The 26,867-nt window shown below is 73.0% G+C and carries 26 protein-coding genes; 19 read left to right on the plus strand and 7 right to left on the minus strand.

Annotation, left to right across the window (positions count from 1 at the left end):
* Nucleotides 1–29: 29 nt before the first annotated feature.
* Nucleotides 30–1,121: a mannose-1-phosphate guanylyltransferase gene (locus tag ACZ6O5_RS12500; RefSeq protein ID WP_465976645.1), complete on the plus strand. Its 1,092-nt coding sequence runs from the start codon at nucleotides 30–32 to the stop codon at nucleotides 1,119–1,121.
* A gap of 25 nt (nucleotides 1,122–1,146) precedes the next feature.
* Here ACZ6O5_RS12500 and ACZ6O5_RS12505 read toward each other — a convergent pair whose 3' ends face one another.
* Nucleotides 1,147–1,725: an NUDIX hydrolase gene (locus ACZ6O5_RS12505; RefSeq protein WP_465976646.1), complete on the minus strand. Its 579-nt coding sequence runs from the start codon at nucleotides 1,723–1,725 to the stop codon at nucleotides 1,147–1,149.
* 39 nt (nucleotides 1,726–1,764) lie between these two features.
* On the opposite strand from ACZ6O5_RS12505, the gene ACZ6O5_RS12510 reads away from it, so the two are divergent.
* Both ACZ6O5_RS12510 and ACZ6O5_RS12515 read left to right on the plus strand, forming a co-directional pair.
* Complete coding sequence (locus ACZ6O5_RS12510; protein WP_465976648.1) at nucleotides 1,765–2,805, plus strand: hypothetical protein; 1,041 nt, start codon at nucleotides 1,765–1,767, stop codon at nucleotides 2,803–2,805.
* 245 nt (nucleotides 2,806–3,050) lie between these two features.
* Nucleotides 3,051–4,031, plus strand: coding sequence for an ArsR/SmtB family transcription factor (locus ACZ6O5_RS12515; RefSeq protein WP_465976649.1), 981 nt, complete (start codon nucleotides 3,051–3,053; stop codon nucleotides 4,029–4,031).
* 139 nt (nucleotides 4,032–4,170) lie between these two features.
* Here ACZ6O5_RS12515 and ACZ6O5_RS12520 read toward each other — a convergent pair whose 3' ends face one another.
* Nucleotides 4,171–5,256: a coenzyme F420-0:L-glutamate ligase gene (locus tag ACZ6O5_RS12520; protein WP_465976650.1), complete on the minus strand. Its 1,086-nt coding sequence runs from the start codon at nucleotides 5,254–5,256 to the stop codon at nucleotides 4,171–4,173.
* Nucleotides 5,253–6,254 carry a 2-phospho-L-lactate transferase gene (cofD, locus tag ACZ6O5_RS12525; RefSeq protein ID WP_465976651.1) on the minus strand — a complete coding sequence of 334 codons (1,002 nt, stop codon included), beginning with the start codon at nucleotides 6,252–6,254 and terminating at the stop codon, nucleotides 5,253–5,255. Before cofD ends, ACZ6O5_RS12520 begins: the two co-directional genes overlap by 4 nt.
* A gap of 99 nt (nucleotides 6,255–6,353) precedes the next feature.
* Here cofD and ACZ6O5_RS12530 point away from each other — a divergent pair, with 99 nt between their 5' ends.
* The 6 genes from ACZ6O5_RS12530 to ACZ6O5_RS12555 all read left to right on the plus strand — a co-directional run bounded on the left by ACZ6O5_RS12530 (nucleotide 6,354) and on the right by ACZ6O5_RS12555 (nucleotide 12,990).
* Entirely contained in the window at nucleotides 6,354–7,361 is a 1,008-nt protein-coding gene (locus tag ACZ6O5_RS12530) for a hypothetical protein (RefSeq protein ID WP_465976652.1), read from the plus strand.
* 135 nt (nucleotides 7,362–7,496) lie between these two features.
* Entirely contained in the window at nucleotides 7,497–10,010 is a 2,514-nt protein-coding gene (locus tag ACZ6O5_RS12535; protein ID WP_465976653.1) for a bifunctional FO biosynthesis protein CofGH, read from the plus strand.
* 152 nt (nucleotides 10,011–10,162) lie between these two features.
* The gene (locus ACZ6O5_RS12540; RefSeq protein WP_107157760.1) at nucleotides 10,163–10,453 is read left to right on the plus strand and encodes a hypothetical protein; all 291 of its coding nucleotides are present in this window, start codon (nucleotides 10,163–10,165) and stop codon (nucleotides 10,451–10,453) included.
* A gap of 71 nt (nucleotides 10,454–10,524) precedes the next feature.
* Nucleotides 10,525–11,922: a DUF4331 domain-containing protein gene (locus ACZ6O5_RS12545; RefSeq protein WP_465976654.1), complete on the plus strand. Its 1,398-nt coding sequence runs from the start codon at nucleotides 10,525–10,527 to the stop codon at nucleotides 11,920–11,922.
* A 13-nt stretch (nucleotides 11,923–11,935) separates the two neighbouring features.
* A complete protein-coding gene (locus ACZ6O5_RS12550) occupies nucleotides 11,936–12,274 on the plus strand; it encodes a phospholipase (protein ID WP_465976656.1) in 339 nt (112 codons plus the stop codon).
* A gap of 455 nt (nucleotides 12,275–12,729) precedes the next feature.
* Complete coding sequence (locus ACZ6O5_RS12555) at nucleotides 12,730–12,990, plus strand: WhiB family transcriptional regulator (RefSeq protein ID WP_013284161.1); 261 nt, start codon at nucleotides 12,730–12,732, stop codon at nucleotides 12,988–12,990.
* 75 nt (nucleotides 12,991–13,065) lie between these two features.
* Here ACZ6O5_RS12555 and ACZ6O5_RS12560 read toward each other — a convergent pair whose 3' ends face one another.
* Nucleotides 13,066–13,515 carry a metallopeptidase family protein gene (locus ACZ6O5_RS12560; protein ID WP_107157758.1) on the minus strand — a complete coding sequence of 150 codons (450 nt, stop codon included), beginning with the start codon at nucleotides 13,513–13,515 and terminating at the stop codon, nucleotides 13,066–13,068.
* Between the two features lie 155 nt (nucleotides 13,516–13,670).
* Between ACZ6O5_RS12560 and ACZ6O5_RS12565 the strand changes: the two genes are divergently transcribed.
* Nucleotides 13,671–14,048, plus strand: coding sequence for a DUF3499 domain-containing protein (locus tag ACZ6O5_RS12565; RefSeq protein ID WP_107157757.1), 378 nt, complete (start codon nucleotides 13,671–13,673; stop codon nucleotides 14,046–14,048).
* A gap of 23 nt (nucleotides 14,049–14,071) precedes the next feature.
* Here ACZ6O5_RS12565 and ACZ6O5_RS12570 read toward each other — a convergent pair whose 3' ends face one another.
* Together ACZ6O5_RS12570 and ACZ6O5_RS12575 are read right to left on the minus strand one after the other, a co-directional pair.
* The gene (locus ACZ6O5_RS12570) at nucleotides 14,072–15,448 is read right to left on the minus strand and encodes an NAD(P)/FAD-dependent oxidoreductase (RefSeq protein ID WP_465976659.1); all 1,377 of its coding nucleotides are present in this window, start codon (nucleotides 15,446–15,448) and stop codon (nucleotides 14,072–14,074) included.
* Between the two features lie 3 nt (nucleotides 15,449–15,451).
* Nucleotides 15,452–16,798 (minus strand): aspartate aminotransferase family protein, encoded by a 1,347-nt coding sequence (locus ACZ6O5_RS12575; protein WP_107157755.1) that lies wholly within the window; start codon nucleotides 16,796–16,798, stop codon nucleotides 15,452–15,454.
* Nucleotides 16,799–17,327: 529 nt separating this feature from the next.
* Between ACZ6O5_RS12575 and ACZ6O5_RS12580 the strand changes: the two genes are divergently transcribed.
* A complete protein-coding gene (locus ACZ6O5_RS12580; protein ID WP_465976729.1) occupies nucleotides 17,328–18,071 on the plus strand; it encodes a helix-turn-helix domain-containing protein in 744 nt (247 codons plus the stop codon).
* Nucleotides 18,062–18,259, plus strand: a complete 198-nt coding sequence (locus ACZ6O5_RS12585) for a DUF397 domain-containing protein (protein ID WP_465976661.1) — start codon at nucleotides 18,062–18,064, stop codon at nucleotides 18,257–18,259. The genes ACZ6O5_RS12580 and ACZ6O5_RS12585 overlap by 10 nt, the downstream gene beginning before the upstream one ends.
* On the opposite strand, the gene ACZ6O5_RS12590 is transcribed toward ACZ6O5_RS12585, so the two are convergent.
* A complete protein-coding gene (locus ACZ6O5_RS12590) occupies nucleotides 18,238–18,750 on the minus strand; it encodes an Lrp/AsnC family transcriptional regulator (RefSeq protein ID WP_431931116.1) in 513 nt (170 codons plus the stop codon). The two genes, ACZ6O5_RS12585 and ACZ6O5_RS12590, sit on opposite strands and share 22 nt — an antisense overlap.
* 205 nt (nucleotides 18,751–18,955) lie before the next feature.
* Here ACZ6O5_RS12590 and ACZ6O5_RS12595 point away from each other — a divergent pair, with 205 nt between their 5' ends.
* Genes ACZ6O5_RS12595 through speB form a run of 7 tightly spaced genes read left to right on the plus strand, consistent with a single transcriptional unit; the run spans nucleotide 18,956 to nucleotide 26,662 of the window.
* On the plus strand, nucleotides 18,956–20,140 hold the full coding sequence (locus ACZ6O5_RS12595; RefSeq protein ID WP_465976663.1) for a polyamine ABC transporter substrate-binding protein: 1,185 nt from the start codon (nucleotides 18,956–18,958) through the stop codon (nucleotides 20,138–20,140).
* A 5-nt stretch (nucleotides 20,141–20,145) separates the two neighbouring features.
* Nucleotides 20,146–21,300: an ABC transporter ATP-binding protein gene (locus tag ACZ6O5_RS12600; protein ID WP_465976665.1), complete on the plus strand. Its 1,155-nt coding sequence runs from the start codon at nucleotides 20,146–20,148 to the stop codon at nucleotides 21,298–21,300.
* Nucleotides 21,297–22,202: an ABC transporter permease gene (locus ACZ6O5_RS12605; RefSeq protein ID WP_465976667.1), complete on the plus strand. Its 906-nt coding sequence runs from the start codon at nucleotides 21,297–21,299 to the stop codon at nucleotides 22,200–22,202. The genes ACZ6O5_RS12600 and ACZ6O5_RS12605 overlap by 4 nt, the downstream gene beginning before the upstream one ends.
* Nucleotides 22,199–23,032, plus strand: a complete 834-nt coding sequence (locus ACZ6O5_RS12610) for an ABC transporter permease (protein ID WP_465976669.1) — start codon at nucleotides 22,199–22,201, stop codon at nucleotides 23,030–23,032. The genes ACZ6O5_RS12605 and ACZ6O5_RS12610 overlap by 4 nt, the downstream gene beginning before the upstream one ends.
* The gene (locus tag ACZ6O5_RS12615) at nucleotides 23,029–24,450 is read left to right on the plus strand and encodes an NAD(P)/FAD-dependent oxidoreductase (RefSeq protein ID WP_465976671.1); all 1,422 of its coding nucleotides are present in this window, start codon (nucleotides 23,029–23,031) and stop codon (nucleotides 24,448–24,450) included. Before ACZ6O5_RS12610 ends, ACZ6O5_RS12615 begins: the two co-directional genes overlap by 4 nt.
* On the plus strand, nucleotides 24,450–25,652 hold the full coding sequence (locus tag ACZ6O5_RS12620; protein ID WP_465976673.1) for a saccharopine dehydrogenase family protein: 1,203 nt from the start codon (nucleotides 24,450–24,452) through the stop codon (nucleotides 25,650–25,652). Before ACZ6O5_RS12615 ends, ACZ6O5_RS12620 begins: the two co-directional genes overlap by 1 nt.
* Nucleotides 25,649–26,662 carry an agmatinase gene (gene speB / locus ACZ6O5_RS12625; protein ID WP_425785853.1) on the plus strand — a complete coding sequence of 338 codons (1,014 nt, stop codon included), beginning with the start codon at nucleotides 25,649–25,651 and terminating at the stop codon, nucleotides 26,660–26,662. The genes ACZ6O5_RS12620 and speB overlap by 4 nt, the downstream gene beginning before the upstream one ends.
* Nucleotides 26,663–26,867 lie beyond the last annotated feature (205 nt).

The following is a 26,867-nucleotide window of genomic DNA, read 5'->3' on the forward strand; positions in this document are numbered from 1 at the left end:
GGCTCGCCCGCTTCGGGCATGATGTGCTGATGTTCTACGCCGTCATCCCGGCGGGCGGCAGCGGCACAAGGTTGTGGCCGCTGTCCCGCGCCGGCCATCCCAAGTTCCTCCACCCGCTGACCGGCACCTCCGCCTCGCTGTTGCAGGCCACGGTGGACCGGTTGGGGCCGCTGACCACACCGGAACGCACACTGGTGGTCACCGGGGCCGCGCACGCCGCGGCGGTGGCCCGGCAACTGGCTGGCCTGCCGGAGGAGAACATCCTGGTCGAGCCGTCGCCACGGGACTCCTGCGCGGCCATCGCGCTGGCCGCCGCGGTGATCGCCGACCGCGCCCCGGACGCGGTGATGGGCGCGTTCGCCGCCGATCACCTGATCGCCGACCCGGCCGGCTGGGCCGAGGTGGTACGACAGGCGATCCACGGGGCCGAGCAGGGGTTGCTGATGACGGTGGGCATCACCCCGACCCGCCCGGAGACCGGCTACGGCTACCTGGAGACCGGCGACCCGGTCGGCGCCGGGCCGCTGCGCCCGGTGCACGAGTTCAAGGAGAAGCCCGCGGCCGAGGTGGCCGAGGGGTACCTCCGTTCCGGCCGGCACCTCTGGAACGCCGGCATGTTCGTCTGGCGGGTGGACGTCTTCCTGACCGAGCTGGCCCGCCAGCAGCCGGCGCTGCACGCCGGGATCACCGCGATCGCGGCGGCCTGGGGCAGCCCCGAGCAGGACGACGTGCTCGGCACGGTCTGGCCGACGCTGCCGAAGATCTCGGTCGACTACGCGGTGATGGAGGGCGCGGCGACCGCCGGCCGGGTGGCGACCGTACCCGGCGACTTCGGCTGGAACGACGTCGGCGACTTCCACACGCTCAGCGAGGTGCTGCCGACCGACGCCGCCGGCAACGTGGTGCTCGGCGGCGACGCGAAGCCGGGCGTGCTGCTGTACGACACCACCGGCACCGTGGTGGTGCCGCACTCCGGCCGCCTGGTCGCCACCGTCGGCGTGCGTGACCTGATCGTGGTGGACACCCCGGACGCGCTGCTGGTCTGCCCCCGGGACCGGGCACAGGACGTGAAGAAGATCGTCGACCAGCTCAAGGAGCGCGGCGAGGAGGGCCTGGTCTGAGCAGCCGCGCCGCCGGCCCGTCCCGTCACCCGGCGGCGCGACGGGCCAGCGCCGCGAGCGCCGGTGCCACCAGTTGGACGGTCCCGCCGGCCAGCGGTTCCGGCAGCCGGTCCGGCGGGAACCAGCCCAGCGCCTCGGACTCGTCGCTGACCCGTTCGACCGCGCCGGCCGGGGCGAACCCCGCGTACCGGACGTCGTAGTGCAGGGAGCCGCCCTGGCAGGCGACCTGGTGGACGTCCACGTCGATCGGTTCCGGGTCCAGGGTCAGGCCGGTGATCCCGGACTCCTCGGTCGCCTCGCGCAGCGCCGCCGCCGCCAGCGTCCGGTCGCCGGGCTCGCAGTGCCCGCCGAGCTGCACCCACTTGCGGAACCTGCCGTGCAGGCAGAGCAGCACCCGACCCCCGGTCGGGTCGAGGACCAACGCGCTGGCGGTGACGTGCCCGGGCCGGTGCGCGCGGCTCATCGCCACCGGCCCGGCGGCCAGCAGCGCCAGCGTCCGGTCCCGGTTGGCGGCGGCGGCCGGGCTGGTCGCCGTCCAGCGGCTCAGCGTCGTCGTGGCGTCGGCGTGCAGGTCGGCGTACGCGGTGTGATCGGTGTCGGGCACCCGGACACTGTACGAGCGCGGCCTCCGTACCCTGACCCGGTGACCCTTCGACTCGTCGAGTTCCTGGTGGCCGGCAACGAGGCCAGCGACCTGCTGCCGGTCCGTTCGCCGACGCTGCTGCGGGCGTACGGCGCGCGGCGCGGCTTCTGGACCGTCCTGGACGAGGGGCCGGTCGAGCAGTGCCTGGCGTTGCTGCTGGAGCGCGACGACGGTGAGTGGGTGGCGCACCACGTGCCCGCCGACGCGGGCCCGGAGAACGGCCGCACCGAGGACGGCGAGGCGCTCGCCCACCACGACGGCTGGGTCTACGTCTTCGGCTCGCACTTCGGGTCGAAGGCCGGGCCGTTGCGGCCCCGGCGCGCGTTCGTGGCCCGGTTCCGGGAGGACGAGGCGGTGTCCGGGCCGCTCGCCGTGCACGTGGTGCGCAACCGGTTCCGGCTGCACCGGGTGATCAACGACGCGCTCGTCGCCGCGCCGCTGGCCACGCTGCCGCCGGGCGAGCGGGTCCGGCAGCGGTTCGTGACGGAGACCGTGGCGCGGGGCACCGCCCGGGCCAAGGGCTGGGTGAGTCGGCTGGCCGAGGACGACCTGCCGCTGAACGTGGAGGCGGCGGCGTTCACGCCGGCCGGGACGGCGCTGCTCGGGCTGCGTTTCCCGGTGACCGCCGCCGGTGAGCCGATCTACGTGGAGCTGGCCGGGGTGGCGGGGATGTTCGACCGGGTCGCGCCGAGCTGGCCCCGGGCGCTCGGGGCGTACGCGCTGACCGGGGTGACGCCGGCCGGCGCGCTGGCCGGCTTCCGCGCGATCACGCCGACCGACGACGGTGGCTACGCGGCGGTGATCGGGTCGATCGACGCGCTGGGCAAGGGGTCGGTGCTGCTCGACGACCATCCGCACGGCGGGAAGGTGACGTCCCGCCACGTGCGGTTCCGCCACTGTGCCGCGGACGACGCCCGGGTGGGCGCGGAGCTGGTGGCCGAGCTGGCCCCGTTCCACCACGTGGAAGGGCTGGCGGAGGAGTCGGGACGCTGCTTTTATGTGACCGACGAGGACCACCGGGTGGCGCTCTGGATCGGATGAGCGAGGGCCGGGCGGCACCCCTGCGGAACGAATCCGCAGACCCTCGTGGTGCCGCCCGGCCACGCCCGTCAGCCGGCGCCTGGGTCGACACTGCGCCCCGGCGTCGGCGGGCAAGGGAGAGTCTGCCGAACCGGCCGCCCTACCGTCGAGGTCTTTCACGTCACGCTTAAAGATGGAGATTACTGCCGGCGGGTAAAGTGCCAGGGGTGGCGGGCACCTCCGCCGTCCACCCGGGAGCGCTCTCCATGCTGAAGATTATTTTCTCGAGTGAGGACATTCTGCGGACCCGGGTCGCCCCGGCCGCGGACCCGCTCTGGGAACTGGTCCTCAGCCTGCACCTGCTCCAGGGGCGCGGCCGTGACCCCATGATGACCACCTGGCGGCGCGCCGTCGCGCAGGGGCTGCGGGCCGAGAACAGCGCCGAGCGCTACCGGTTGCTCCTCGCGCTCAATCCACCGCGCGGCTACTTTCCCGACTTCCTCACGCCGTCCGCCAGCAAGGACGGCATCGAAGCGGGGCTGGAGGCGGTCCGCGGCACCCCGCGCGGCATGCTGCGCCGTGACCTGACCATGCTGGCCACGGAGACCCCGCTGCCGCCCTCGGCGACCACGCTCGCCCGGGGCGAACCCGAGGTGTTGGAGAACCTCACCGACGCCATGGCGCGCTACCAGTCCCTGGCCGTCACGCCCTACTGGGCCCGGGTCCAGGCCGCCGTCGAGGCGGACCGGGCCCGCCGTGCCCGCGCCATGCTCGACGGTGGCGCCGAGGGGTTGCTCGCCAGCCTGCGACCCGCCATGCGGTGGGGCGGCGGGGTGCTCGAGGTGCTCGACTACCCGGACAGCCGGGAGTTGCACCTGGACGGCCGAGGGCTGCTGCTCGTCCCGTCCTTCTTCTGTTCCCGCACTCCGGTGGCGCTTGTCGATCCGACGTTGCCCCCGGTGCTGGTCTACCCGGTCGACCGGCTCGGCGGCCTCACGCCCGGCCTCGGCGCCGGGCAGAGCGAGGCGCTCGCCGCGCTGCTCGGCCGCACCCGCGCGGCGGTGCTCCAGGTCGCCGACGAGGGCTGCACCACCGGCGAGATGGCCCGGCGGCTGCGTATCTCCCCCGCCGCGGCCAGTCAGCACACCACCGTGCTGCGCAACGCCGGGCTGCTGGTCAGCCACCGGGACCGCAACACCGTGCTGCACACGCTGACCCCGCTGGGCCGCGCCGTCCTCGACGCCTGACCGCGCCGTCCACGGTGGCTCACGCGTGCGTCCACGGTGCCTGAGCGCGCCGTCCTCGCAATCTGCCCGCGCGGTCCTCGCTACCTGCCCGCGCGGTCCTCGGGGCCGGGCCCGACCGCGCCCGACCGCGCCGGGGCGGTCAGAGTGCCAGCGTGGCGCTGGCGGTGCTGCCCGCCGGCGGTGGCAGCAGCACCGACCCGATGCCCTCGGCGGCCAGCGCGGTGCGCAGGCGTTGCAGGTCCGCGCCGAACCGGACCAGGTCCGGCCGGTCGACAGGCGTCGGCGCCGCGCCGAGCAGGAGACCGGTGGCGGTGGTCGGCCAGTCGGGCACCGTGGCGGCGAACCCGGCGCGTACCTCGTCGTCGGTGACGTGGGTGAACACGGTGCCCGGGGCGACCACGTCGGCGACCGCGGCGATCGCCCGGTCCACCGCGGCCGGGTCGGGGGGCGTCGGGCCGGTCCCGTCGGGGAGCGTGGCCGCCGCCCGGAGGCCGGCGGCGTGCGCCTCGGCGGTGCCCAGCGAGAAGAGGTCCAGCGCGGCGTCGCGCACCAGCGCGCGGGCGCCCTCGTCGTCGTCCCGGGTCGCGCCGAGGTAACCGCGGACCACGGCGACGGGCACCTGGTCGCACTTGCCCTTGATCAGCTCACCCGCGGCGGCCAGCTCGTCGACCACCGCCATCTGGGTGAGCTGGAGTTCGTTGCCGTACGGGTCGACCTCGCCCCGGTGGTCGCGGATCGCCGGCATGCCGGCCACGCCGAGCGCCACGTCGGTCAGGCCGTTGCGCCACGGGCGGCCCATGGTGTCGCTGACGATGACCGCGACGTCCAGACCGTGCCGCTCGCGCAGCGCGGCCCGCAACGCCCGGGCGGACGCGTCCGGGTCGACCGGCAGCAGCACCAGGCGGGTCTTGTCCACGTTGGACGCGTCGATGCCGGCGGAGGCCATCACGAAGCCGTGGTGGGTCTGCACGATCCGGGTCGCGCCCCGGGTGGCGACCACCCGGGCGGTCTCGGCGGCCAGCACCCGGTCCCGCGCGGCGAGGCGCTCCGGACCGTCGGCGGGCACGTCGACCAGTCGGCCCTCCGCCTTCGACACGATCTTGCTGGTGACCACCAGCACGTCGCCGTCGCGCAGCCAGGGTGCCGCGCCGGCGATCAGCGCCGCCAGGTCGTCGCCCTCGGTCACGTGGCCGATGCCCGGCACCGGCAGGATCTCCAGCCTCACATCAACTCCAACGCGGCGCGCACCATCGCGGCGGTCGCCGCCTCGTCGGTCATCCGCAGCGGCGCCGCGCGGACGGTCACGCCCGGCACCACGGCGGCCTCGTCCTCCGGGGCGACCAGCCAGCCGTCGAGCAGCCCGCCGCCGGACCGGCTGCCGTAGAGGGCGCCCACCCCGGCCGCGCTGCACTCCACGCCGAGCACGGCCAGGCAGCGGTCGGCCATGCCGCGTACCGGCGCGCCGCCGATGATCGGCGACACCCCGATCACCGGGGCCGGACCGCCGACCACCGCGTCGCGCAGGCCGGGCACGGCCAGCACCGGGGCGACGCTGACCACCGGGTTGCTCGGCGCGATCAGCACCACGTCCGCGGCGGCGATCGCCTCGACCACACCGGGCGCGGGTTTCGCCGCCTCCGCGCCGACGAAGACGAACTGCTCGGTCGGCACCTCGGCCCGGTACCGCACCCACCACTCCTGGAAGTGGACCGCCCGTCGCCCCTGCTCGTCGGAGACAGTGCCGGCGCTGTTCGCGCCTGCGGGGCTCGCAGGCTCACTCCTCCCGCTCACGATCGCGTGCGTCTCCAGCCGCTCGTCGGTGGCCGGCAGCAGGCGTACGCCGGGCTGCCAGCGGGTGGCCAGCGCCTCGGTGACCTGGGACAGCGGGTAGCCGGCGTTGAGCATGGAGGTGCGTACCAGGTGGGTGGCGAGGTCCTTGTCGCCGAGGCCGAACCAGCTCGGCTCCGCCCCGTACGCGGCCAGCTCGGTCTTCACCGTCCAGGTCTCACCGACCCGCCCCCAGCCACGCTCCGGATCGGCGCCGCCGCCCAGCGTGTAGAGCACGCTGTCCAGGTCGGGGCAGACCTTCAGCCCGTGCAGCAGCAGGTCGTCACCGACGTTGACCACGGCGGTCACCTCGGCGCCGGTCTCCCGGGCGTACGCCCGGACGCCGAGCAGGAACCGGGCACCCCCGATGCCGCCGGTCAGTACCACGATGCGCATGCCGTCCATCCTTCCGCACGTGCCGCCGTGGATCGCCCGGTGGCCGGAGAGACTAGGCTCACGTCGCCAACTGTCCGCTTTCGTCCCCTGGGGGAGTCCGTGACCAGCCCCACCGAGCCCGCGTCCGGTGACGCCGCGCAGGCCAGCCAACTGACCAAGCCGCTGCGCGAACTGGCCGCGCTCGTTCTGCTCGGCGCGAACGCCGTGCTGCTCTTCGTCGGCCTGCTGCGCCTGCTGGTGCCGGTCGACGACTACAGCACGTTCGGCGGTCGGGCCGGCAGCACCTACTTCACCTTCGTCGGGCTGGAGTCGACGGTCCTGCCGCTGCTGGCCGTGCTGCTCGCCACGCACATCCGTCCGGTGCTGCCGAAGGCGAAACTGATCACCCAGGTGGCGTTGATCGAGTTCGCCGTCTCCGCCGTCTTCGGTGCGCTGACGTTCCTGATCTGGCTGGTGAACCGGCTCGCCGACGGCGAGGTGCTTGATGCGTTCCTCGGGCTGCTCACCCGGGTGGCCTGGCTGGCCGTCTTCGCGATCGCCGGGTTCGTGGTGTTCAAGATCTGGCGCACGCTCTACTTCGTGCCGAAGCCCAAGCCGCAGCCCGGCGTCTACGGTCAGGCCCAGCCCGGCTGGCCGCAGCAGCCCGGCCAGCCCGGCGGCTACCCCGCCCAGGGCGGTTACCCGCCGGCCGGGGTGCCGCCGCAGCCGGGCCAGGCCCCCGCGGGCTACCCGTCGGCGGGCGCGCCCCCGCAGCCCGGTTGGCCGCAGGCCGGTCCGTACGGCCAGCCGCAGTCGGCGCCGCCGTTCAACACCGCCCCGCCGCACGCCCCGCAGTCGGCCCCGCCGTTCGCCGGCCAGCAGCCGGGCCAGCAGTTCGGTGGGCCGCAGGCCGGCCCGCAGGCGGGGGGCCCGCAGTTCGGCGCCCCCCAGTTCGGTGCCCCGCCGGCCGGTTCGGCGCCGTCGGCGCCGCCGTTCGGTCAGCCGCCGTCGGCCGACCCGACCCAGGCGATCCCGCGCCAGAGCGCCGAGCCGGGCCAGCCGGCGTCCCCGGCCGACGACGAGCGCACCCAGCGCTTCGACCGCGAGGACCCGAACCAGCCCCGGTGAGTCCCGGCGGCGGCGGGCGGTGGATCCCATCGCCCGCCGCCGCGCCCCCGGAGGTGTGAGGCGGGGACCCTTCTCTACCCGAGGCGTTAAAAGAGGGCCCCGCCTTGCGCCGTCGGCAGCGCATAGGCTGGGGGGATGGGTGAGCGCAGCGAGTTCGTACCGACCGAGGCGAGCGTTCGGCGGGCGCTGGGCCGCGCCGCCACCGGTCGGGCGTTGGACGCGGACGAGGCGGCGGCCCTGCTCACCGCGCGCGGCGCGGCGCTCGACGAGCTGTTCCGCATCGCCGGGGAGATCCGCGACGCCGGGCTGCGTGAGGCCGGCCGGCCGGGCGTGGTCACGTACTCCAAGAAGGTCTTCATCCCGCTGACCCGGCTCTGCCGGGACCGCTGCCACTACTGCACGTTCGCCACCGTGCCGCACCGGCTGCCCGCCGCCTACCTGGAGCGCGACGAGGTCCTCGCCATCGCCCGGGAGGGCGCGGCACAGGGCTGCAAGGAGGCGCTGTTCACGCTCGGCGACCGGCCGGAGGAGCGCTGGCCGGCGGCCCGCGAGTGGCTGGACGAGCGGGGGTACGACTCCACGCTCGACTACCTGCGCGCCTGCGCGGTGGCGGTGCTGGAGGAGACCGGCCTGCTGCCGCACCTGAACCCGGGCGTGCTGTCCTGGTCGGAGTTGCAGCGGCTCAAGCCGGTCGCGCCGAGCATGGGCATGATGCTGGAGACCACCGCGACCCGGCTCTGGTCGGAGCCGGGCGGTCCGCACTTCGGCTCGCCGGACAAGGAACCCGCGGTGCGGCTGCGGGTGCTCGACGACGCCGGCCGGGTCGGCGTGCCGTTCACCACCGGCATCCTGATCGGCATCGGCGAGCACCTCGCCGAGCGGGTCGACGCGTTGTTCGCGATCCGTCGCGCGATGCGGGAGTACGGCCACCTCCAGGAGGTGATCGTGCAGAACTTCCGCGCCAAGCCGGACACCGCGATGCGCGGCATGCCGGACGCGGAGCTGCACGACCTGGCCGCGACCGTGGCGGTGGCCCGGGTGCTGCTCGGCCCGAGGGCGCGCATCCAGGCCCCGCCGAACCTGATCGCCGGCGAGTACGACCTGCTGCTGCGCGCCGGCATCGACGACTGGGGCGGCGTCTCCCCGGTGACGCCGGACCACGTCAACCCGGAGCGGCCCTGGCCGCAGCTCGACGAGCTGGCCGCGCGGACCGCCGGCGCGGGCTTCACGCTGCGCGAGCGGTTGACCGTCTACCCGGAGTACGTGCGGCCCGGCGGGCCGTGGCTGGACCCGCGCCTGCTGCCGCACGTCACCGCGCTCGCCGACCCGGCGACGGGGCTGGCGGTCGAGGCGGCCCGCCCGGTGGGGCGGCCCTGGCAGGAGCCGGAGGAGGTCTTCGGCGGCCGGACCGACCTGCACGTCACCATCGACGTGACCGGGCGGACGGAGGACCGGCGCGGCGACTTCGACAGCGTCTACGGCGACTGGTCCGAGGTGGCGAACAAGGTCACCCGCCCGGTGCCCGGGGCCGGCGGCGGGGACGCCGACCTGCGCGCCGGCCTGCGGCTGGCGGCGGACGACCCGGCCGCGCTGCTGACGCCGGCGCACGAGACGGCGGCGCTGGCGTTGTTCGGCGCGGACGGCCCGGCGCTGGACGAGTTGTGCCGGATCGCCGACGACGTGCGCCGGGACGCGGTCGGCGACGACGTGACCTACGTGGTCAACCGGAACATCAACTTCACGAACGTCTGCTACGTGGGTTGCCGGTTCTGCGCGTTCGCGCAGCGGGAGAGCGACGCGGACGCGTTCCGGCTCTCCCTCGACCAGGTGGCCGACCGGGCCGAGGAGGCGTGGACGGCCGGCGCCACCGAGGTCTGCCTCCAGGGCGGCATCGACCCGAAGATGCCGGTCACCGGCTACGCCGACATCGTCCGCGCGATCAAGGCGCGGGTGCCCGGGATGCACGTGCACGCGTTCTCCCCGATGGAGATCGTCACCGCCGCCGCGAAGGCCGGCGTGCCGGTGCGGGAGTGGCTGGGCAGGCTGCGCGAGGCCGGGCTGGACACCATCCCGGGCACCGCCGCCGAGATCCTCGACGACGACGTGCGCTGGGTGCTCACCAAGGGCAAACTGCCGGCCGCCGCCTGGGTCGAGGTGGTCAGCACGGCCCACGAGCTGGGCATCCGGTCCAGCTCCACGATGATGTACGGGCACGTCGACCACCCCGGCCAGTGGCTGGCCCACCTGCGGGTGCTGGCCGGCGTGCAGGACCGTACCGGCGGGTTCACCGAGTTCGTGGCGCTGCCGTTCGTGCACACCAACGCGCCGATCTACCTGGCCGGCATCGCCCGGCCGGGGCCGACCTGGCGGGAGAACCGGGTGGTGCACGCGATGGCCCGGCTGCTGCTGCACGGCCGGATCGACAACATCCAGTGCTCCTGGGTGAAGCTCGGCGACGCCGGCACGGTGGAGATGCTGCGCGGCGGCTGCAACGACCTCGGCGGCACGCTGATGGAGGAGACCATCTCCCGGATGGCCGGCTCGGGCAACGGTTCGGCTCGTACCGAGGAGCAGTTGCGGTCGATCGCCACGGCGGCCGGGCGGCCGTTCCGCAAGCGGACGACCGCGTACGGTCACGCCCGCGCCTGACGTCGAACCTTTCGCCGCGCCGCGCCGTACCTGTGGGTGCCGGCGGCGGTTGCGGCGAGGACCGCCGCCGGTGACCCCCAGCCCGGGGACCCGGCGGCGTCCGGGTGCCCGGCCCCCGCGGCGCTGCGGCGCCGGTTGCGGAAAGGTTGCCGATGAGCACTGACGAGACCACCGACGCGCCGAAGCGGCGGCCCTGGCCGCGGCTGACCCGCCGGCAGACGCTGACCGCCGCCGCGAGCGCCACCCTGGGCGCGGCGGCGCTCACCGTGCCGGGCCTGTCCGCCGCGCAGAACGCCCCCACCGCGGGCCGGCGCGACGAGCCGATCGTGGTCCACCTGCGCGACGCCGCCACCGGCACGATGGACGTCTTCGTCGGCACGACCCGGGTCCAGGTGCGCGACCGTGGGCTGGCCGACCGTCTGGTGCGCGCCGCCCGCCGCTGACCCCGTTCCTCCCGGCGCGGGCTCCCGGCGCCGGTCCGACAGACGTTTCCCCGACGAAGGTGTGGTCCGCCATGTCCTCTCACCGCGAGGCCCCGGAGATCGCCAAGGATCCGGTCGCCGACAGTTCCGACCTGTACGCGTTCGTCAGCCCGACCCGGCCGGACACGATCACGTTGATCGCCAACTACGTGCCGGTTCAGCTTCCCTCCGGCGGCCCCAACTTCTTCGAGTTCGGTGACGACGTCCGGTACGAGATCCACGTCGACAACGACGGCGACGGTTACCCGGACGTCACCTATCGTTTCGAATTCACCACCGAGATCACGAACCAGAACAGTTTCCTCTACAACACCGGGCCGATCGAGTCGCTGGACAGCAAGAACTGGAACCGGCGGCAGTTCTACCGGCTGACCCGGATCGCGGACGGCCGGGAGCACGTGCTGGCGAACAAGCTGCCCTGCCCGCCGTGCAACGTCGGCCCGCTGTCCACGCCGAACTACCAGAACCTGGTGAAGCAGGCGACGTTCAAGCTGTCCACCGGCGAGAAGGTGTTCGCCGGCCAGCGCGCCGACGGGTTCTTCGTCGACCTGGGCGCGGTGTTCGACCTGGGTACGCTGCGGCCGTTCCAGCAGCTCCACGTGGCCGGCAAGAAGCTGTTCAGGACCGAGGGCGAGCCGGTCAACGCGTTGGACCGGCTGAACGTGCACAGCATCGCGGTCCAGGTGCCGTTGGGCAAGGTGCGCCGGAAGGCCGCCCGGTACGGCTACGCCGACCGCGCGTCGACGATCGGCGTCTGGACCACCGCGTCCCGGCAGCAGGTGCGGGTGCTCGGCGACCGGGTGTCCGCGGACACCGCCACCGGCCCCTTCGTCCAGGTGTCCCGGCTCGGCAACCCGTTGTTCAACGAGGTGATCGTGCCGATGTCGAAGAAGGACCTGTGGAACACGCTGCCGCCGTCGGAGGACAAGCGGTTCGCCGGGTTCGTCGAGCGGCCCGAGCTGGCCGCGCTGCTGCCGGTGCTCTACCCGGGTGTCTTTCCCAACCTGGACGCGTTGAACAAGGCGAAGAAGCCGCGCGCCGACCTGGTGGCGCTGCTGCTCACCGGCGTACCGGCCGGGCTGGTGGACGGCTTCGCGAACACCACCGGCGACACCCAGGCCGACATGCTGCGGCTGAACACGGCGATCCGGCCCAGTGCCCGGCCGGACCGGTTCGGGGTGCTCGGCGGCGACCTGGCCGGCTTCCCCAACGGCCGCCGGGTCACCGACGACGTGGTGACCATCGCGCTGCGCGCGATCGCCGGGTTGACCGTCCCGCTGGTCGACAGGACGTTCAAGCCGGACGCCGCGGCGGCGGCCGTCACGCCGGGTCTGGACGCGACGGACGTGACCGCGCCGTTCCTCGGTGACTTCCCGTTCCTCGGCACCCCGTACGACGGGTTCGGCAACCCGCCGGTGAAGCGGTCCTGAGGGGATGGGCGGCATGCACCGGCACCACGACCTCGGCCCGTCGTACCGCGGGACGGTGATGCTCGACCTCGGCGGCGACACCGGCGCACTGATCATCCACACCGGCCGGGACCTGCGCGGGCGGGAGATCGAGATCAGTCGCGCGGACCGGGACGGCCCGCGTACCCACTCGGCGGTACGGGAGCGGCACGTCCTGGACGGGGTGTTCCACAGTGCCGTCTACCCGGACCTGGAGGCGGGCCTTTATACCGTCTGGTGGGACGAGGACACATCGGCCGGCGCGATCTCCGTCACCGGCGGGGCGATCACCGAATTCGTCTGGCCGACCAGTTCACCACCGCGAACCGACTGATCGAACGCTCAGCTACCTACGCGCCCCGTCCACATGTTGGACGGGGCGCGGTCGGCGTTGACGGGCTGGGCGGGCGGTACCGCGCCGAGCGCGTTAACCTTTGCCCCACCATTAGTGATCTTGGGCGGCGGCCGACGGGGGCGTCCGGCCGGCCCGCCGGTGTTGCGCCACGGCAGAAAACTTGGGGCAACTCGCCGGGGAGGGCGTTACTCGCCCGGGGTCTGAATCGATAGGGCAGGTTGCGAGGCTACGGACGGCCGCAGCGGTCGCGCCGGACGTGTCGGGAGGGCGACTCCATTATCAAGTTTGGCTTGACGGCGCACGCATTACACGCGTGTAATTTGAATGGGGTTGTTCGCGCGGAACGCACTAATTGGGTCCGTACGGACAAGCACGCCTTTCGCGTGGGGGGTTGCAGCGGCGAATGACGCCGGTGCGCGACAAGGAGGCAATCGATGGACGGCCAGCTCGAGGTGGCCGACCTGCTCGGGAACGCGCCGGAGTGGCAGGAGCGGGCGCTCTGCTCGCAGACCGACCCGGAGGCGTTCTTTCCCGAGAAGGGCGGCTCGACCCGCGAGGCGAAGCGCATCTGCTCGCGGTGTGAAGTCAAGACGGAATGTCTGGAGTACGCGCTCGGCCACGACGAGCGGTTCGGGATCTGGGGCGGGCTCTCCGAACGGGAGCGGCGCAAGCTCAAGCGGCGGGTGGCCGCCTGACCCGACATGGACCGGGCGGTGGGGGCCGCCCGGGTCCGTGGGGTCGCGGTGTGCGGGGTGCGACGGGGCCGGCGATCAGGCCAGCTCGTCGGGGTCGACCCCGAGCAGGTTCGCCACCTGCTCGATGATCACGTCGTGCACGAGATCCGCGAGGTCCTCCCGGTCCATCGCGCGGAACTCCAACGGGCGCCGGTAGAGCACGATGCGCGGCGGCACCTCCTGCCGGCCGGGGCGACCCGGCAGCAGTCGGGCGAGCGGCACCTCGCCGTCCTCCAGCACGTCCGAGTCGTAGACGTTCAGATCCGGTGGGACGTCCTCGACGGCGAATTCCACCCCGGCCAGCTCCTTGGCGAACCGGCGTTCGAGCGTCTCCACCGTGTCGAGCACCAGGTCGTCGAAGACCTCGGCCTTGGTCCGGGCCAGCGGCACGGTGGCCGGCACGAGCCGCCCGCGCAGCCCGCGACCGTGCCGGTCGCGGTGGGTGCGCCGGCCCGAGCCGGGGCGGCTGTTCTGCGGGCTCGTCATGACGCACAGGGTAGCCCGGTGACAGGGCCGCTCCGCCGTCGCGCGGCACGCCCGGCGCGCCGGTGCGCCGATCGGACGAATTGTGATCACCGTGACGGGCGTGTCGTAACGCGAAGCGGTGCGCCGGACCCGGTAATGGGGATACCCTGCCGCACGTGAGGTCACCACGGCGCTGCTCCCGTAACGGCTGCCCCCGGCAAGCGGTCGCCACATTGACCTATGTCTACAACGAGTCGACAGCGGTGGTGGGTCCGCTCGCGGCGTTCGCCGAACCGCACACGTACGACCTGTGTGAGCAGCACGCCCGCAGCCTGACCGCCCCGCGCGGCTGGGACGTGGTACGGCACGAGGGCGAGTTCGAGCCGCCGCCGCCCACCACCGACGACCTGGTCGCGTTGGCCGAGGCGGTCCGCGAGGCCGCCCGCCCGGCGCCGCCGCGTCCCCCCGAGGACCCCCACCCCAAGCCGAACTCCCAGCCTCCGCACCAGCAGGGCCGTCGCGGCCACCTCCGGGTGATCCCGCCCAACCACTGACCGTCGGGTCAGTGACCCAGGAGTCAGTGGCCCAGGAAACGGTTGAAGAGGGTGGCGCGGCGGGCCGGGCGGTGGGTGCGGGTCTCGGTGGCGTCGGCCGACGACATGATCTTCAAGCCGGCGTTCATGGCCAGCCACCGCAGCGGCTCCGGCTCCCAGCGCGGCGAGCGGTGCCCGACCCAGGGCAACGCGGTCAGGTCGCTCGCCTCGCCCCGGATCAGGTCGGCGAGCGTACGGCCGGCCAGGTTGCTGGTGCCCACCCCGTCGCCGACGTACCCGCCGGCCCAGGCCAGTCCGGTGCGGCGGTCCAGCCCCACCGAGGCGGCCCAGTCCCGGGCCACACCGAGCGGGCCGCCCCAGGCGTGCGTCACCGGCACGTCCGGCCCGAGCGCGGGAAACAGCTCGCCGAGCGTGCGGCGCAACGCCGCGAACACGTGCGGCTCCCGGTCGAAGTCGGGGCGCACCCGGGAGCCGTAGTGGTAGGGGGCGCCCCGCCCACCGAACGCCAGCCGACCGTCGGCGGTGCGCTGGCCGTACACGATGAGATGCCGGTAGTCGGCGAACGTCTCCCGGTCGGCCAGGCCGATCCGGGCCCAGGTCTCCGCCGGCAGCGGCGCGGTGGCCACCATCAGTGAGTAGACCGGCGCGACCGCCCGCCGGTGCCCGGGCAGCCCCGGCGTGAAGCCCTCGGTGGCGCGGACCACCACCGGCGCCCGGACCACGCCCGCCGGGGTCACCGCCGCGCCGGGCCGCAGCGCGGTGACCGGGGTGCGTTCGAAGACGCGTACGCCCCGGCGCTCCACCGCCCGGGCCAGGCCCCGGACCAGCTTCGCCGGCTGCACGGTGGCGCAGTGCGGCGTGTACGTGCCGCCGCGTACCCCGTCGGCGGCGCAGCGGGCGGTGGCCTCGGCGGCGTCGAGCAGCACCAGGTCGTCGTCGGTGAGCCCGTGCGCGCGGGCCTGGGCGACCTCGGCGCGGGCCCGGTCGAGCTGCGCCCCGGTGCGGGCCAGCACCACGGTGCCGCCGGCCCGCCAGTCGCAGTCGATGCCCTCGGCGGCGGCCACCCGGCCCACCTCGTGGACGGTGGCGTGCATGGCCCGCTGCATGGCCAGCGCCCGGTCCGGCCCGTGGCGTCGGGCCAGCGCCGGCAGCGAGGTGGGGAACAGCGCCGAGCACCAGCCGCCGTTGCGGCCGGACGCGCCGTACCCGGCGATCTCCCGCTCCAGCACGACGACCCGCAGCGTCGGATCGGCCCGCGCCAGGTAGTACGCCGTCCACAGCCCGGTGTACCCGGCGCCCACGATCGCCACGTCGGCGTCCGTGTCGCCGGGCAGGCCGGGCCGTGGGGTCAGCGGCTCGTCCAGATCGGACAGCCAGTGGGACAACTCCTGGTAGCGCACCGTCTACAGCCGGGACCACGCCTCGGTCAACACCGCGCGCAGGATCTGCTCGATCTCGTCGAACTGCTGCTGCTCGGCGATCAGCGGCGGGGCGAGCTGCACCACCGGGTCGCCCCGGTCGTCGGCCCGGCAGTAGAGCCCGGCCTGGAACAGCGCGGTGGAGAGGAAGCCGCGCAGCAGCCGCTCGGACTCCGCCTCGTCGAACGTCTCCCGGGTCGTCTTGTCCTTGACCAGCTCGATGCCGTAGAAGTAGCCGTCGCCCCGGACGTCGCCGACGATCGGCAGGTCGGTCAGCTTCTCCAGGGTGGCCCGGAACGCGTCCTCGTTGGCCCGGACGTGCCCGACCAGGTCCTCCCGGGCGAACACCTCCAGGTTGGCCAGCGCCACCGCGCAGGAGACCGGGTGCCCACCGAACGTCACGCCGTGGGCGAACATGCCGGTCTCGGTGAGGAACGGCTCCATCAGCCGGTCGCTGGCGATCATCGCGCCGAGCGGGGCGTAGCCGGAGGTGATGCCCTTGGCGGTGGTGATGATGTCCGGCTGGTAGCCGTACCGGGTGGCGCCGAAGTACTCGCCGAGCCGGCCCCAGGAGCAGATGACCTCGTCGCTGACCAGCAGCACGTCGTACGCGTCGCAGATCTCCCGCACCCGGGCGAAGTAGCCGGGCGGCGGCGGGAAGCAGCCGCCGGAGTTCTGCACCGGCTCCAGGAAGACCGCGGCGACCGTGTCCGGCCCCTCCCGCTCGATCGCCCGGCCGATCTCGTCGGCGGCCCACCGGCCGAACGCCTCGGCGTCGTCGCCGTGCTCCGGGGCGCGGTAGAAGTTGGTGTTCGGCACCTTGATCCCGCCGGGCACCAGCGGCTCGAAGTCGCTCTTGATGCCGGGCAGCCCGGTGATCGACAGCGCGCCCATCGAGGTGCCGTGATAGGCGATGTAGCGGCTGACCACCTTGTGCTTGTTCGGCTGGCCGGTGCGCTTGAAGTAGGCGCGGGCCAGCTTCCAGGCCGCCTCGACGGCCTCGGAGCCGCCGGTGGTGAAGAAGATCCGGTTCAGGTCGCCGGGGGTCAGCGCGGCGATCTTCTCGGCCAGCTCCACCGCGGTCGGGTGGGCGTACGACCAGAGCGGGAAGTAGGCCAGCTCGCCGGCCTGCTTGGCGGCGGCCTCGGCCAGCTCGGTCCGGCCGTGGCCGGCGTTGACGACGAAGAGCCCGGCGAGCCCGTCGAGGTAGCGGCGGCCCTGTGCGTCCCAGACGTACGCGCCCTCGCCTCGCACGATGGTCGGAACCTCGCCGGCGGAGTAGCTGGCCATCCGGGTGAAGTGCATCCAGAGGTGGTCGGTGGCGTTGGCCATGTCAGCCCCATCGGGTCTCGGGCCGGTCAGGGGTGACACCGGCCGCTCTGCCCACGGTTATCCCACAGTCGATACGGCCAAGGCAAGTGTTATCGGTGGCGCAGGAGGGTGGACGCGACGAATTCGGCGCGCTGTGGGCTTCCGCACAACGGAAACCGCACCCTCGTGATTCGGCGTCCCGGCGCACCCGACGCGTCCGGGCGGCGAGTGCGCTCACCGGGCTGCCAACTTGAGCGCGTGGACGGTTCACCGTCGTGAGCCGTCCACGCCATCAAGTTCGTAGGGCCCGGCAGCCCCACGCCGCGCGGAGCGCCGCCCGTCCGGTCTCGGGCAGCGGTCGAGGACATTCGGGACGTCCGCCAACACGTCCCACCGCAACACGCCGGTGGACCGCAGACGTGCACACGCAGCGTGGCTATCGTGCGGCGCAGCGCATCGAGCGACGCGACGGTGAGCGGGTGTCCCGCCGCCGGCCGTCGAGTGACGAGGGCGGAGGGGTCCGTTGGCGAACGAGGTGCTGCGGTTGGCGATGGCGGAGCGGGGCGAGACGGCCGAGTCGCTCGCCGCGAAGGTCCAGGTCGATCCGAAGACGGCGGCGCGTTGGGTGACGGCCGACCGCATCCCCCATCCGCACAGCCGGGTCGCGGTCGCCGAGGTGCTGGGCCGCCCGGTCGCCGAGCTGTGGCCGGAGCCGTTCCGCCGCCGCGACCTGCCGTGGTTCCGCCCGTGGGCCGACCTGGAGCAGGACGCCACCTCGTTGCGATCGTATGAGCCGCTGCTCGTGCCGGGCCTGCTCCAGACCGAGGGGTACGCCCGCGCGGTGCTGGGCACCGGCGCACTGCTGCCGCCCGCCGAGGTGGAGGAGATCGTGGCGAGCCGGATCGCACGTCAGCGCGTCCTCGACCGGGACGACCCGCCGCAACTCGTCGTGGTGATCGACGAGGTGGTGCTGCGCCGGCCGGTCGGCGACGGGTCGGTGATGGCCGGGCAGCTCCGGCATCTCGCGGCGGTCGCCGGGTGGGAGCACGTCCAGGTCCGGGTGATCCCGGCCGACAACCCGTGGCACACCGGGCTGGCCGGCCCGTTCGTGCTGGGCCGACTGCCGGACGGGACGGAATTGGCGTATCTCGACAATCAGCTCCGCGGTCAGGTGGTGACCGATCCCGTGGACGTCGCTAGCCTGGGTCGGAGGTGGGAGAGCGTGACCGGTGAGGCGCTGCCCCGGCGGCGCTCGATCGAGCTGATCAGGGAAGTGGCGGAGACATGGACGTGACCGACGCCCGCTGGCGCACCGCGACCCGCAGCAGCAACAACGGCGGAAACTGCGTCGAGGTGGCCGACAACCTGCCCGGCCGGGTGCTGGTGCGCGACAGCAAGGACCGCGCCGGCGGCACGCTCACCTTCACGCCGACCGCCTGGCGGGCCTTCGTCGGCCAGGCTCAGGCCGTGCCCCAGGTGTAGGTCTGCTTGCGCAGCTTGAGATAGACGAACGCCTCGGTCGACAGCACCCCGGGCACGCCGCGCAGCTTCTGGAGGATCTCCAGCAGGTGCGCGTCGTTGCGGCACACCACCTCGGCCAGCAGGTCGAACGAGCCGGCGGTGATCACCACGTAGTCGACCTCCTCGAACTCGGCGAGCCGGTCGGCCACCGGCTCCAGGTCGCCGTCGGTGCGCAGCCCGATCATGGCCTGCCGGGGGAAGCCGAGCTGGAGCGGATCGGTCACCGCCACGATCTGCATGACCCCGGCGTCGAGCAGGCGCTGCACCCGCTGGCGTACCGCCGCCTCGGAGAGGCCGACCGCCTTGCCGATGCTCGCGTACGGGCGGCGGCCGTCCTCCTGGAGCTGCTCGATGATCTGCTTGGCCACGTCGTCCAACAGAGCGTGGTTGGAGCCCTCACGCACGGTGACGCGACGGTTGCCGTTGCCGTTCTCCAGTTGCCGGTTGGCCATCGCCGCTCCCCATGTCCGATTCGCTGTGCAGAAGCGTAGTGCCCCGGCGCAGTCTGGCGTAATTCGTGGCCCTTAGCTATTCCCACAACGGAATCCCTTGTGAGAGAGGGTTCCTCATGTCAGGATCAGGCCTCCATCGCCACTGACCTCCCGCCGGCGAGCCACCCCCGTCCCGCCGCCGACGATGCCCCCAAGGAGTCGTCACATGCGTAGTCCCCTCCGGACGCTCACCCGGCGTGGTCTGCTCACCGGAACGCTCGGCTCGGCCGCGCTGCTCGCCACCGCGGGCACGCTCGCCGGCTGCGGCACGAAGGGCGCCCAGCAGACCGAGGCCGGCTGTAAGAGCGACGACGTGTCCGCCACCGAGAAGAAGCTGGCGTTCTCGAACTGGCCGCAGTACATGGACACCGACGAGAAGGACGAGTCGAAGCGCCCCACGCTCGACGCGTTCATCGCCAGCACCGGCATCCAGGTGACCTACACCGAGGACGTCAACGACAACAACGAGTTCTTCGGCAAGGTGCAGAACCAGCTCGCCGGCTGTCAGAGCACCGGCCGGGACATCATGGTGCTCACCGACTGGATGGCCGCCCGGATGATCCGGCTCGGCTGGGTCCAGAAGCTGGACAAGGCGAAGATCGGAAACGTCGAGGCGAACCTGCTGCCGTCGCTGCGTGGCCGGTCCTTCGACAAGGACACCCAGCTCGCGATCCCGTGGCAGTCCGGCCTCGCCGGTCTGGCCTACAACGCCAAGGTGGCCAAGGAGATCCGCACCGTCGACGAACTGCTCACCCGCCCCGACCTCAAGGGCAAGGTGACCGCGCTGTCGGAGATGCGCGACACCATGGGCCTGCTGCTCCAGTCGAACGGCCACGACCCGGCCAACTTCACCCCGGCCCAGTTCGACGACGCGCTGAACAAGCTCAAGAAGGCCGTGGACAGCAAGCAGATCCGGCGCTTCACCGGCAACGACTACGCGCCCGACCTGGCCAAGGGCGACATCGCCGCGTGCATCGGCTGGTCCGGCGACGTGATCCAGCTCGGCTTCGAGGACCCCAAGGTCAAGTTCGTGGTGCCGGAGTCCGGCGTGATGCTCTGGTCGGACAACATGCTGGTGCCGAACAAGGCCACCCACAAGGCCAACGCCGAGACGCTGATGAACTACTACTACGACCCGGTGGTGGCGGCGAAGCTGGCCGCGTACGTCAACTACATCTGCCCGGTGCAGGGCGCGCAGGCCGAGATGGAGAAGATCGATCCGGACCTGGCGGGAAACCCGCTGATCTTCCCGGACGACGCGATGCTGGCGAAGTCGAAGGTCTTCATGGCCCTCGACGAGCAACGCGAGAAGGAGTACGAGACCAAGTTCCAGCAGGTCATCGGGGCATGAGGCAGATGGCGCAGGAAGTACCGGCCGGCGATCTGCGACTGGCCGACCTGACCAAGCGGTTCGGCGTCTTCACCGCCGTCGACGACCTCAGCCTCACCGTCCCGCAGGGCTCGTTCTTCGCCCTGCTCGGCGCGTCCGGCTGCGGCAAGACCACCACACTGCGGATGATCGCCGGGCTGGAGACGCCGACCGGCGGGCAGGTGCTGCTCGGCGACCGGGACATCACCGGGCTGCGGCCGTACAAGCGGCCGGTCAACACCGTGTTCCAGAGCTACGCGCTCTTCCCGCACCTCGACATCCACGAGAACGTGGCGTTCGGGCTGCGCCGCCGGGGCATCCGCAAGGTGGGCGACCAGGTCGAGCGGATGCTCGCGCTGGTGCAGCTCCAGGGGTACGGCCGACGCCGGCCGGCCCAGCTCTCCGGCGGCCAGCAGCAGCGCGTCGCGCTGGCCCGGGCGCTCATCAACCACCCACAGGTGCTGCTGCTCGACGAGCCGCTCGGCGCGCTCGACCTGAAACTGCGCCGGCAGATGCAGCTTGAGCTGAAGCGCATCCAGACCGAGGTCGGCATCACGTTCGTGCATGTCACCCACGACCAGGAGGAGGCCATGACGATGGCCGACACGGTCGCGGTGATGAACGCCGGCCGGATCGAGCAGCTCGGCGCGCCGGCCGACATCTACGAGTACCCGGCCACCGCGTTCGTGGCGAACTTCCTCGGCCAGTCCAACCTGCTCGCCGCCGAGGCCGGCGGCCACGCCGGGGACGACGTGCTGGTCACCGCGCACGGCGCGCGCTTCTCGGTGCCCGCCGGCCGGGCCCGGCTCGTCGACGGGCCGGCCTTCCTCGGCGTACGCCCGGAGAAGCTGCACCTGGTCGACGGCCCCGACGAGGTGCCCGCCGGCCACCAGCACGTCGGCGGCGTGGTCACCGACGCCTCCTACGTCGGAGTGAGCACCCAGTACCTGGTGCGCACCGCGTGGGGCAGCGAGCTGTCCGTGTTCGCGGCGAACAGCGGGCTTGGCGGTCGGCTCGCCACCGGCACGCCGGTGACCGCGCACTGGGACCCCCGGCACGCGTTCCTGCTGCCCCGGGCCGGCGGCGCGGCCGACCAGACCACGCCGCTGCTCGACGAGCCGCCGGTCGGTGCGTTGCCGTGACCGCGTTGGCCCACGTACCCACCTCCGCCGGGTCACCCGCGCCGCCGGCGCGGCGCGGCCGGAACCGGCTGCTGCCGTACCTGCTGTTGCTGCCCGGCGCGGCCTGGCTGCTGGTCTTCTTCGCGCTGCCGCTGCTGCAACTCGCCGCCGCCAGCCTCTACGACCCCGCCGGCTCGCTCTCCACCGGGTACGCGATGACCTGGGCGGTCGGCAACTATCCGGACGCGTTGCAGGCGTACTGGCCGCAGTTCCTGCGATCCTTCCTGTACTCGGCGATCGCGCTGGTGCTGGCGTTGCTGATGGGCTACCCGCTGGCGTACGCGATCGCGCAGAAGGCCGGCCGCTGGAAGAACCTGCTGCTGGTGGCCGTGGTCGCGCCGATGTTCACCAGCTTCCTGGTGCGCACACTGGCCTGGAAGACCATCCTGTCGGACAACGGCGCGGTGGTCGGGCTGCTGCGCGACGTACACCTGCTCGGGCCGGACGGCCGGCTGCTGGCCACCCCGATCGCGGTGGTGCTCGGCCTGACGTACAACTTCCTGCCGTTCCTGGTGCTGCCGCTGTACGCGAGCCTGGAGCGGCTCGATCCCCGGCTGCTGGAGGCGGCGAGCGACCTGTACGCGAGCCCGCTGCGCGCGTTCGCCCGGGTCACGTTGCCGCTGTCGATGCCCGGCCTGATCGCCGGCACGCTGCTGTTCTTCATCCCGGCCACCGGCGACTACATCAACGCCGAGCTGCTCGGCACGCCGAACGAGTACATGATCGGCAACGTCATCGACTCGGCGTTCCTGGTCCGGCTCGACTATCCGCAGGGCGCGGCGCTGTCGTTCCTGCTGATGGCCGCGATCCTGGTGATCGTCTTCGCCTACCTGCGCCGGGCCGGCACGGAGGAGGTGCTGTGAGCGGGTTCAGGCGTTGGCTGGCCGACCGGTGGGTGATGGGCGTGGCCCTGCTCGTGCTCGGCTACCTCACGCTGCCGATCCTGGTGGTCGCCGGGCTCTCCTTCAACCGCCCGTCCAGCCGGGTCTCCTACGACTTCAACGAGTTCACGCTGGACAACTGGGCCCGCCCCTGCGCCACCGCGGACATGTGCGACGCGGTGGTACGCAGCATGGAGATCGGCCTGATCGCCACCGTGGTCTCCACCGTGCTCGGCACGCTGATGGCGTTCGCGCTGGTCCGGTACGGCTTCCGCGGCCGGTCCGGGATCAACGGCCTGATCTTCCTGCCGATGGCCACGCCGGAACTGGTGATGGGCACCTCGCTGCTCGCGCTCTTCGTCGCCGCCGGGGTGCCGCAGGGCTTCTGGACCATCGTCATCGCGCACGTGATGTTCTGCGTGTCGTTCGTGGTGGTCACCGTGAAGGCCCGGCTCGCCGGCATGGACCGGCGGCTGGAGGAAGCCGCCATGGACCTGTACGCCAGCGAGTGGCAGACGTTCCGCCGGATCACGCTGCCGCTGGTGCTGCCCGGCATCGTCGCCGCCGCGCTGCTGGCGTTCTCCCTCAGCTTCGACGACTTCATCATCACCAACTTCAACGCCGGCACCACAGTCACGTTCCCGATGTACGTCTGGGGCGCCGCCCAGCGGGGCATCCCGCCGCAGGTCAACGTCATCGGCACGGCCATGTTCGGGATAGCGCTGCTGCTGGTCGGGGCCAGCTCGCTGCGCGGCCGGCGGGCCCGCAGGGCGGCGCTCGCGGTGATCGCCACCCCGGCGGGCCGGCCATGACGCTCCCGCATACCGGCCGGGCGCTGGCCGACGCCGCGCCCGTGCCGTACTGGCTGGACCGCCCGACACGCCCCGACCCGCTGCCGCCGCTCACCGGCCCGGCCACCGCCGACCTGCTGGTGATCGGCGGCGGATACGCCGGGCTGTGGACCGCGCTGCTGGCCAAGGAGGCCGACCCGGACCGGGACGTGCTGCTGGTCGACGCCGGCACCTGCGGCTGGGCGGCGTCCGGGCGCAACGGCGGGTTCTGCGCCGCGTCGCTCACGCACGGGCTGGCCAACGGCGTCGAGCGGTTCCCCGACGAGATCGGCGAGCTGGAACGGCTCGGCCGGGAGAACCTGGACGCGATCGGCGCGACGATCGACAGGCACGGCATCGACTGCGACTTCGAACGCACCGGCGAACTGGCGGTGGCCGTCGCGCCGTACCAGCTCGACGGGCTCGCCGCCGACGCCGAGCTGGGCCGCCGGCACGGCCGCGACGTGCGGCTGCTCGACCGCGACGAGGTACGCGCCGAGGTGGCCTCCCCGACGTACCTCGGAGGGCTCTGGGACACCGACCGGACGGCGCTGCTCGACCCGGCGAAGCTCGCCTGGGGGCTGCGCCGGGCCGCGCTCGACCTCGGCGTCCGGATCCACGAGCACACCCGCGTCACCGGGCTGGCCGCCGACGGCCCGGCGCTGCGCGCCACCACGGCCGGCGGCGCGGACGCCGCGCCCGGCACCGTGCGCGCGGCCCGGGTGGCGCTGGCCACCAACGCGTTCCCGCCGCTGCTGCGCCGACTGCGCGCCTGGACCGTGCCGGTCTACGACTACGCGCTGATGACCGAGCCGCTGACCGCCGCCCAGCGGGACGCGATCGGCTGGCGCAACCGGCAGGGGCTGGCGGACACCGGCAACCAGTTCCACTACTACCGGCTCACCGCCGACAACCGGATCCTGTTCGGCGGCTACGACGCGGTCTACCACTACGGCAACCGGGTGGCCCCCGCGCTGGAGCGACGCGAGGCCACGTTCCGCACGCTGGCCGCGCACTTCTTCACCACGTTCCCGCAACTGGACGGGCTGCGGTTCAGCCACCGTTGGGGCGGCGTCATCGACACCTGCACCCGGTTCTGCGCGTTCTTCGGCACCGCCCACCAGGGGCGGCTGGCGTACGCGGCCGGGTACACCGGGCTCGGCGTCGGCGCGACCCGGTTCGGCGCGCGGGTCACGCTCGACCTGCTCGCCGGCGCGGACACCCCGCTCACCCGACTCGACCTGGTCCGCCGCAAGCCGCTGCCGTTCCCGCCGGAGCCGATCCGGGCCGCCGGCATCAACCTCACCCGCTGGTCGCTCGCCCACGCCGACGCGCGGGACGGGCGGCGCAACCTCTGGCTCCGTACTCTCGACCGCTTTGGACTGGGGTTCGACTCCTGATGCGTATCCTCCTCGTCGGCGCCGGTGGCGTCGGCTCCGCCGCCGTATCCATCGCCGCCCGCCGTGCCTTCTTCGAGACCATGGTGGTCGCCGACCACGACCCGGCGCGCGCCGCCCGGGCGGTCGCCGGCCACGGCGACCGGTTCGTGGCCGCCACCGTCGACGCCTCGGACGCCGACGCGGTCGCCGCGCTCTGCCGGGAACACCGGATCACCCACGTGTTCAACGCGGTCGACCCGCGCTTCGTCCTGCCGATCTTCGACGGGGCGTTCGCGGCCGGCGCCGACTACCTCGACATGGCCATGTCGCTGTCCCGGCCGCACCCCGACCGCCCCTACATGGAGACCGGCGTCAAGCTCGGCGACGAGCAGTTCGCCGCCGCCGACCGCTGGACCGCCGCCGGCCGGCTGGCGCTCTGCGGCATCGGCGTCGAACCGGGCCTGTCCGACGTGTTCGCCCGCTACGCCGCCGACGAGCTGTTCACCGAGATCGACGAGATCGGGGTACGCGACGGCGCGAACCTCACCGTCGCCGGCTACGACTTCGCGCCGTCGTTCTCCATCTGGACCACCATCGAGGAGTGCCTCAACCCGCCGGTGGTCTGGGAGGCCGACCGCGGCTGGTTCACCACCGAGCCGTTCAGCGAGCCGGAGGTGTTCGACTTCCCGGCCGGCATCGGCCCGGTCGAGTGCGTCAACGTGGAACACGAGGAGGTGCTGCTCATCCCGCGCTGGGTGCCGGCGAAACGGGTCACCTTCAAGTACGGCCTCGGCGCGGAGTTCATCGAGGTGCTGCGCACGCTGCACAAGCTCGGCCTGGACTCGACCGCCCCGGTGCGGGTGCGCGGCGTCGACGTGTCGCCGCGCGACGTGGTGGCCGCCGCGCTGCCCGACCCGGCCACGCTCGGCGACCGGATGAGCGGCAAGACCTGCGCCGGGACGTACGTCACCGGCACCGGGCCGGACGGCCGGCCCCGCCGGGTCTACCTCTACCACGTGGTCGACAACGAGTGGTCGATGGCCGAGTACGGCCACCAGGCGGTGGTCTGGCAGACCGCGGTCAACCCGGTCGTCGCGCTGGAGCTGCTGGCCACCGGCGCCTGGTCCGGCACGGGTGTGCTCGGGCCCGAGGCGTTGCCGCCGACGCCCTTCCTCGACCTGCTCACCGACTACGGTTCCCCCTGGGGGATGGAGGAACGATGACCCGCTACGGCCCGATGTACGGCCCCGACGTCACGTTCCTCGGCGTGCCGCCGTGCACGGTCGAGGAACCGGTCACCTACGCCGACGCCGACGTGGTGGTCATCGGCGCGCCCTTCGACGGCGGCACCTCGCACCGGCCGGGCACCCGGTTCGGCCCGTCCGCCATCCGGCAGGCCTGCTACCTGCCGCACGACGGCTCCCGCCCGTCGCTGGCGCTGCGCGTGGACGCGCTCAAGGACCTGTGTGTCTACGACGCCGGGGACGTGGAGATGTTCGGTGGCGACATCGAACGCTCGCTGGCCGCGCTGGAGACCGCCGTGCACGCGGTCGCCGCCGCCGGGGCGATCCCGGTGGTGCTCGGCGGCGACCACTCCATCGCGTTGCCGGACGCCACCGGCGTGGCCCGGCATCACGGGCTCGGCCGTGTCTCGCTGGTGCACTTCGACGCGCACGCCGACACCGGCGACGTCGAGTTCGGCTCCCTGCACGGGCACGGCCAGCCGATGCGCCGGCTCATCGAGTCCGGCGCGGTACGTGGCGACCGGTTCCTCCAGATCGGCCTGCGCGGCTACTGGCCCGGCCCGGACACGTTGGCCTGGATGGCGGAGCAGCGGATGCGCTCGTACGAGATGACCGAGATCGTGGCGCGCGGCCTGGACACCTGTCTCACCGAGGCGTTCGGCATCGCCACCGACGAGTGCGAGGGCGTGTTCCTCTCCGTCGACGTGGACGTGGTCGACCCCGGCATGGCCCCCGGCACCGGCACCCCCGAGCCCGGCGGGTTCACCTCCCGCGAGCTGCTCGACGCGGTCCGCCGGGTCTGCTACGAGCTGCCCGTGGTCGGCCTGGACGTGGTCGAGGTCGCCCCGCCGTACGACCACGCCGACATCACCGCCTACCTGGGCAACCGCGTAGTCCTTGAGGCCCTCTCCGCGATAGCCCGCCGCCGCCGAGACGCGGAAACCGGAACCCCCTGGAACCCCACCCAACCCCTCCTCGACTCCCGCTAACCCCGTTACCTTTTTGATCGTCCCCAGCCGGGGACTCTCGGTCGCTCGGCCCGGTATGACTTCCTGCCCCTGTCGTTTGGATGATCCGGGGGGTGTTGTCGCCGGGTCGGGTGGCGTCGGTGGACCGCTGATAGGGACACGGCCACCCGTGTTCGGGGTAGGTCTCTTCGTAACGTGGCTGCCGGCAGTCCGACGCCCTGACTGC

It is taken from the genome of Micromonospora sp. NPDC049201 (assembly GCF_055586805.1).

What these genes read in the sequence shown, in the direction of transcription:
- ACZ6O5_RS12500 (WP_465976645.1), top strand. Translation starts at nt 30, where the DNA reads ATGTTCTACGCCGTCATCCCGGCGGGCGGCAGCGGCACAAGGTTGTGG.
- ACZ6O5_RS12515 (WP_465976649.1), top strand. Translation starts at nt 3,051, where the DNA reads ATGCTGAAGATTATTTTCTCGAGTGAGGACATTCTGCGGACCCGGGTC.
- cofD (WP_465976651.1), bottom strand. Translation starts at nt 6,254, where the DNA reads ATGCGCATCGTGGTACTGACCGGCGGCATCGGGGGTGCCCGGTTCCTG.
- ACZ6O5_RS12535 (WP_465976653.1), top strand. Translation starts at nt 7,497, where the DNA reads ATGGGTGAGCGCAGCGAGTTCGTACCGACCGAGGCGAGCGTTCGGCGG.
- ACZ6O5_RS12540 (WP_107157760.1), top strand. Translation starts at nt 10,163, where the DNA reads ATGAGCACTGACGAGACCACCGACGCGCCGAAGCGGCGGCCCTGGCCG.
- ACZ6O5_RS12545 (WP_465976654.1), top strand. Translation starts at nt 10,525, where the DNA reads ATGTCCTCTCACCGCGAGGCCCCGGAGATCGCCAAGGATCCGGTCGCC.
- ACZ6O5_RS12550 (WP_465976656.1), top strand. Translation starts at nt 11,936, where the DNA reads ATGCACCGGCACCACGACCTCGGCCCGTCGTACCGCGGGACGGTGATG.
- ACZ6O5_RS12555 (WP_013284161.1), top strand. Translation starts at nt 12,730, where the DNA reads ATGGACGGCCAGCTCGAGGTGGCCGACCTGCTCGGGAACGCGCCGGAG.
- ACZ6O5_RS12560 (WP_107157758.1), bottom strand. Translation starts at nt 13,515, where the DNA reads ATGACGAGCCCGCAGAACAGCCGCCCCGGCTCGGGCCGGCGCACCCAC.
- ACZ6O5_RS12575 (WP_107157755.1), bottom strand. Translation starts at nt 16,798, where the DNA reads ATGGCCAACGCCACCGACCACCTCTGGATGCACTTCACCCGGATGGCC.
- ACZ6O5_RS12580 (WP_465976729.1), top strand. Translation starts at nt 17,328, where the DNA reads ATGGCGGAGCGGGGCGAGACGGCCGAGTCGCTCGCCGCGAAGGTCCAG.
- ACZ6O5_RS12585 (WP_465976661.1), top strand. Translation starts at nt 18,062, where the DNA reads ATGGACGTGACCGACGCCCGCTGGCGCACCGCGACCCGCAGCAGCAAC.
- ACZ6O5_RS12590 (WP_431931116.1), bottom strand. Translation starts at nt 18,750, where the DNA reads ATGGCCAACCGGCAACTGGAGAACGGCAACGGCAACCGTCGCGTCACC.
- ACZ6O5_RS12595 (WP_465976663.1), top strand. Translation starts at nt 18,956, where the DNA reads ATGCGTAGTCCCCTCCGGACGCTCACCCGGCGTGGTCTGCTCACCGGA.
- ACZ6O5_RS12600 (WP_465976665.1), top strand. Translation starts at nt 20,146, where the DNA reads ATGGCGCAGGAAGTACCGGCCGGCGATCTGCGACTGGCCGACCTGACC.
- ACZ6O5_RS12615 (WP_465976671.1), top strand. Translation starts at nt 23,029, where the DNA reads ATGACGCTCCCGCATACCGGCCGGGCGCTGGCCGACGCCGCGCCCGTG.
- ACZ6O5_RS12620 (WP_465976673.1), top strand. Translation starts at nt 24,450, where the DNA reads ATGCGTATCCTCCTCGTCGGCGCCGGTGGCGTCGGCTCCGCCGCCGTA.
- speB (WP_425785853.1), top strand. Translation starts at nt 25,649, where the DNA reads ATGACCCGCTACGGCCCGATGTACGGCCCCGACGTCACGTTCCTCGGC.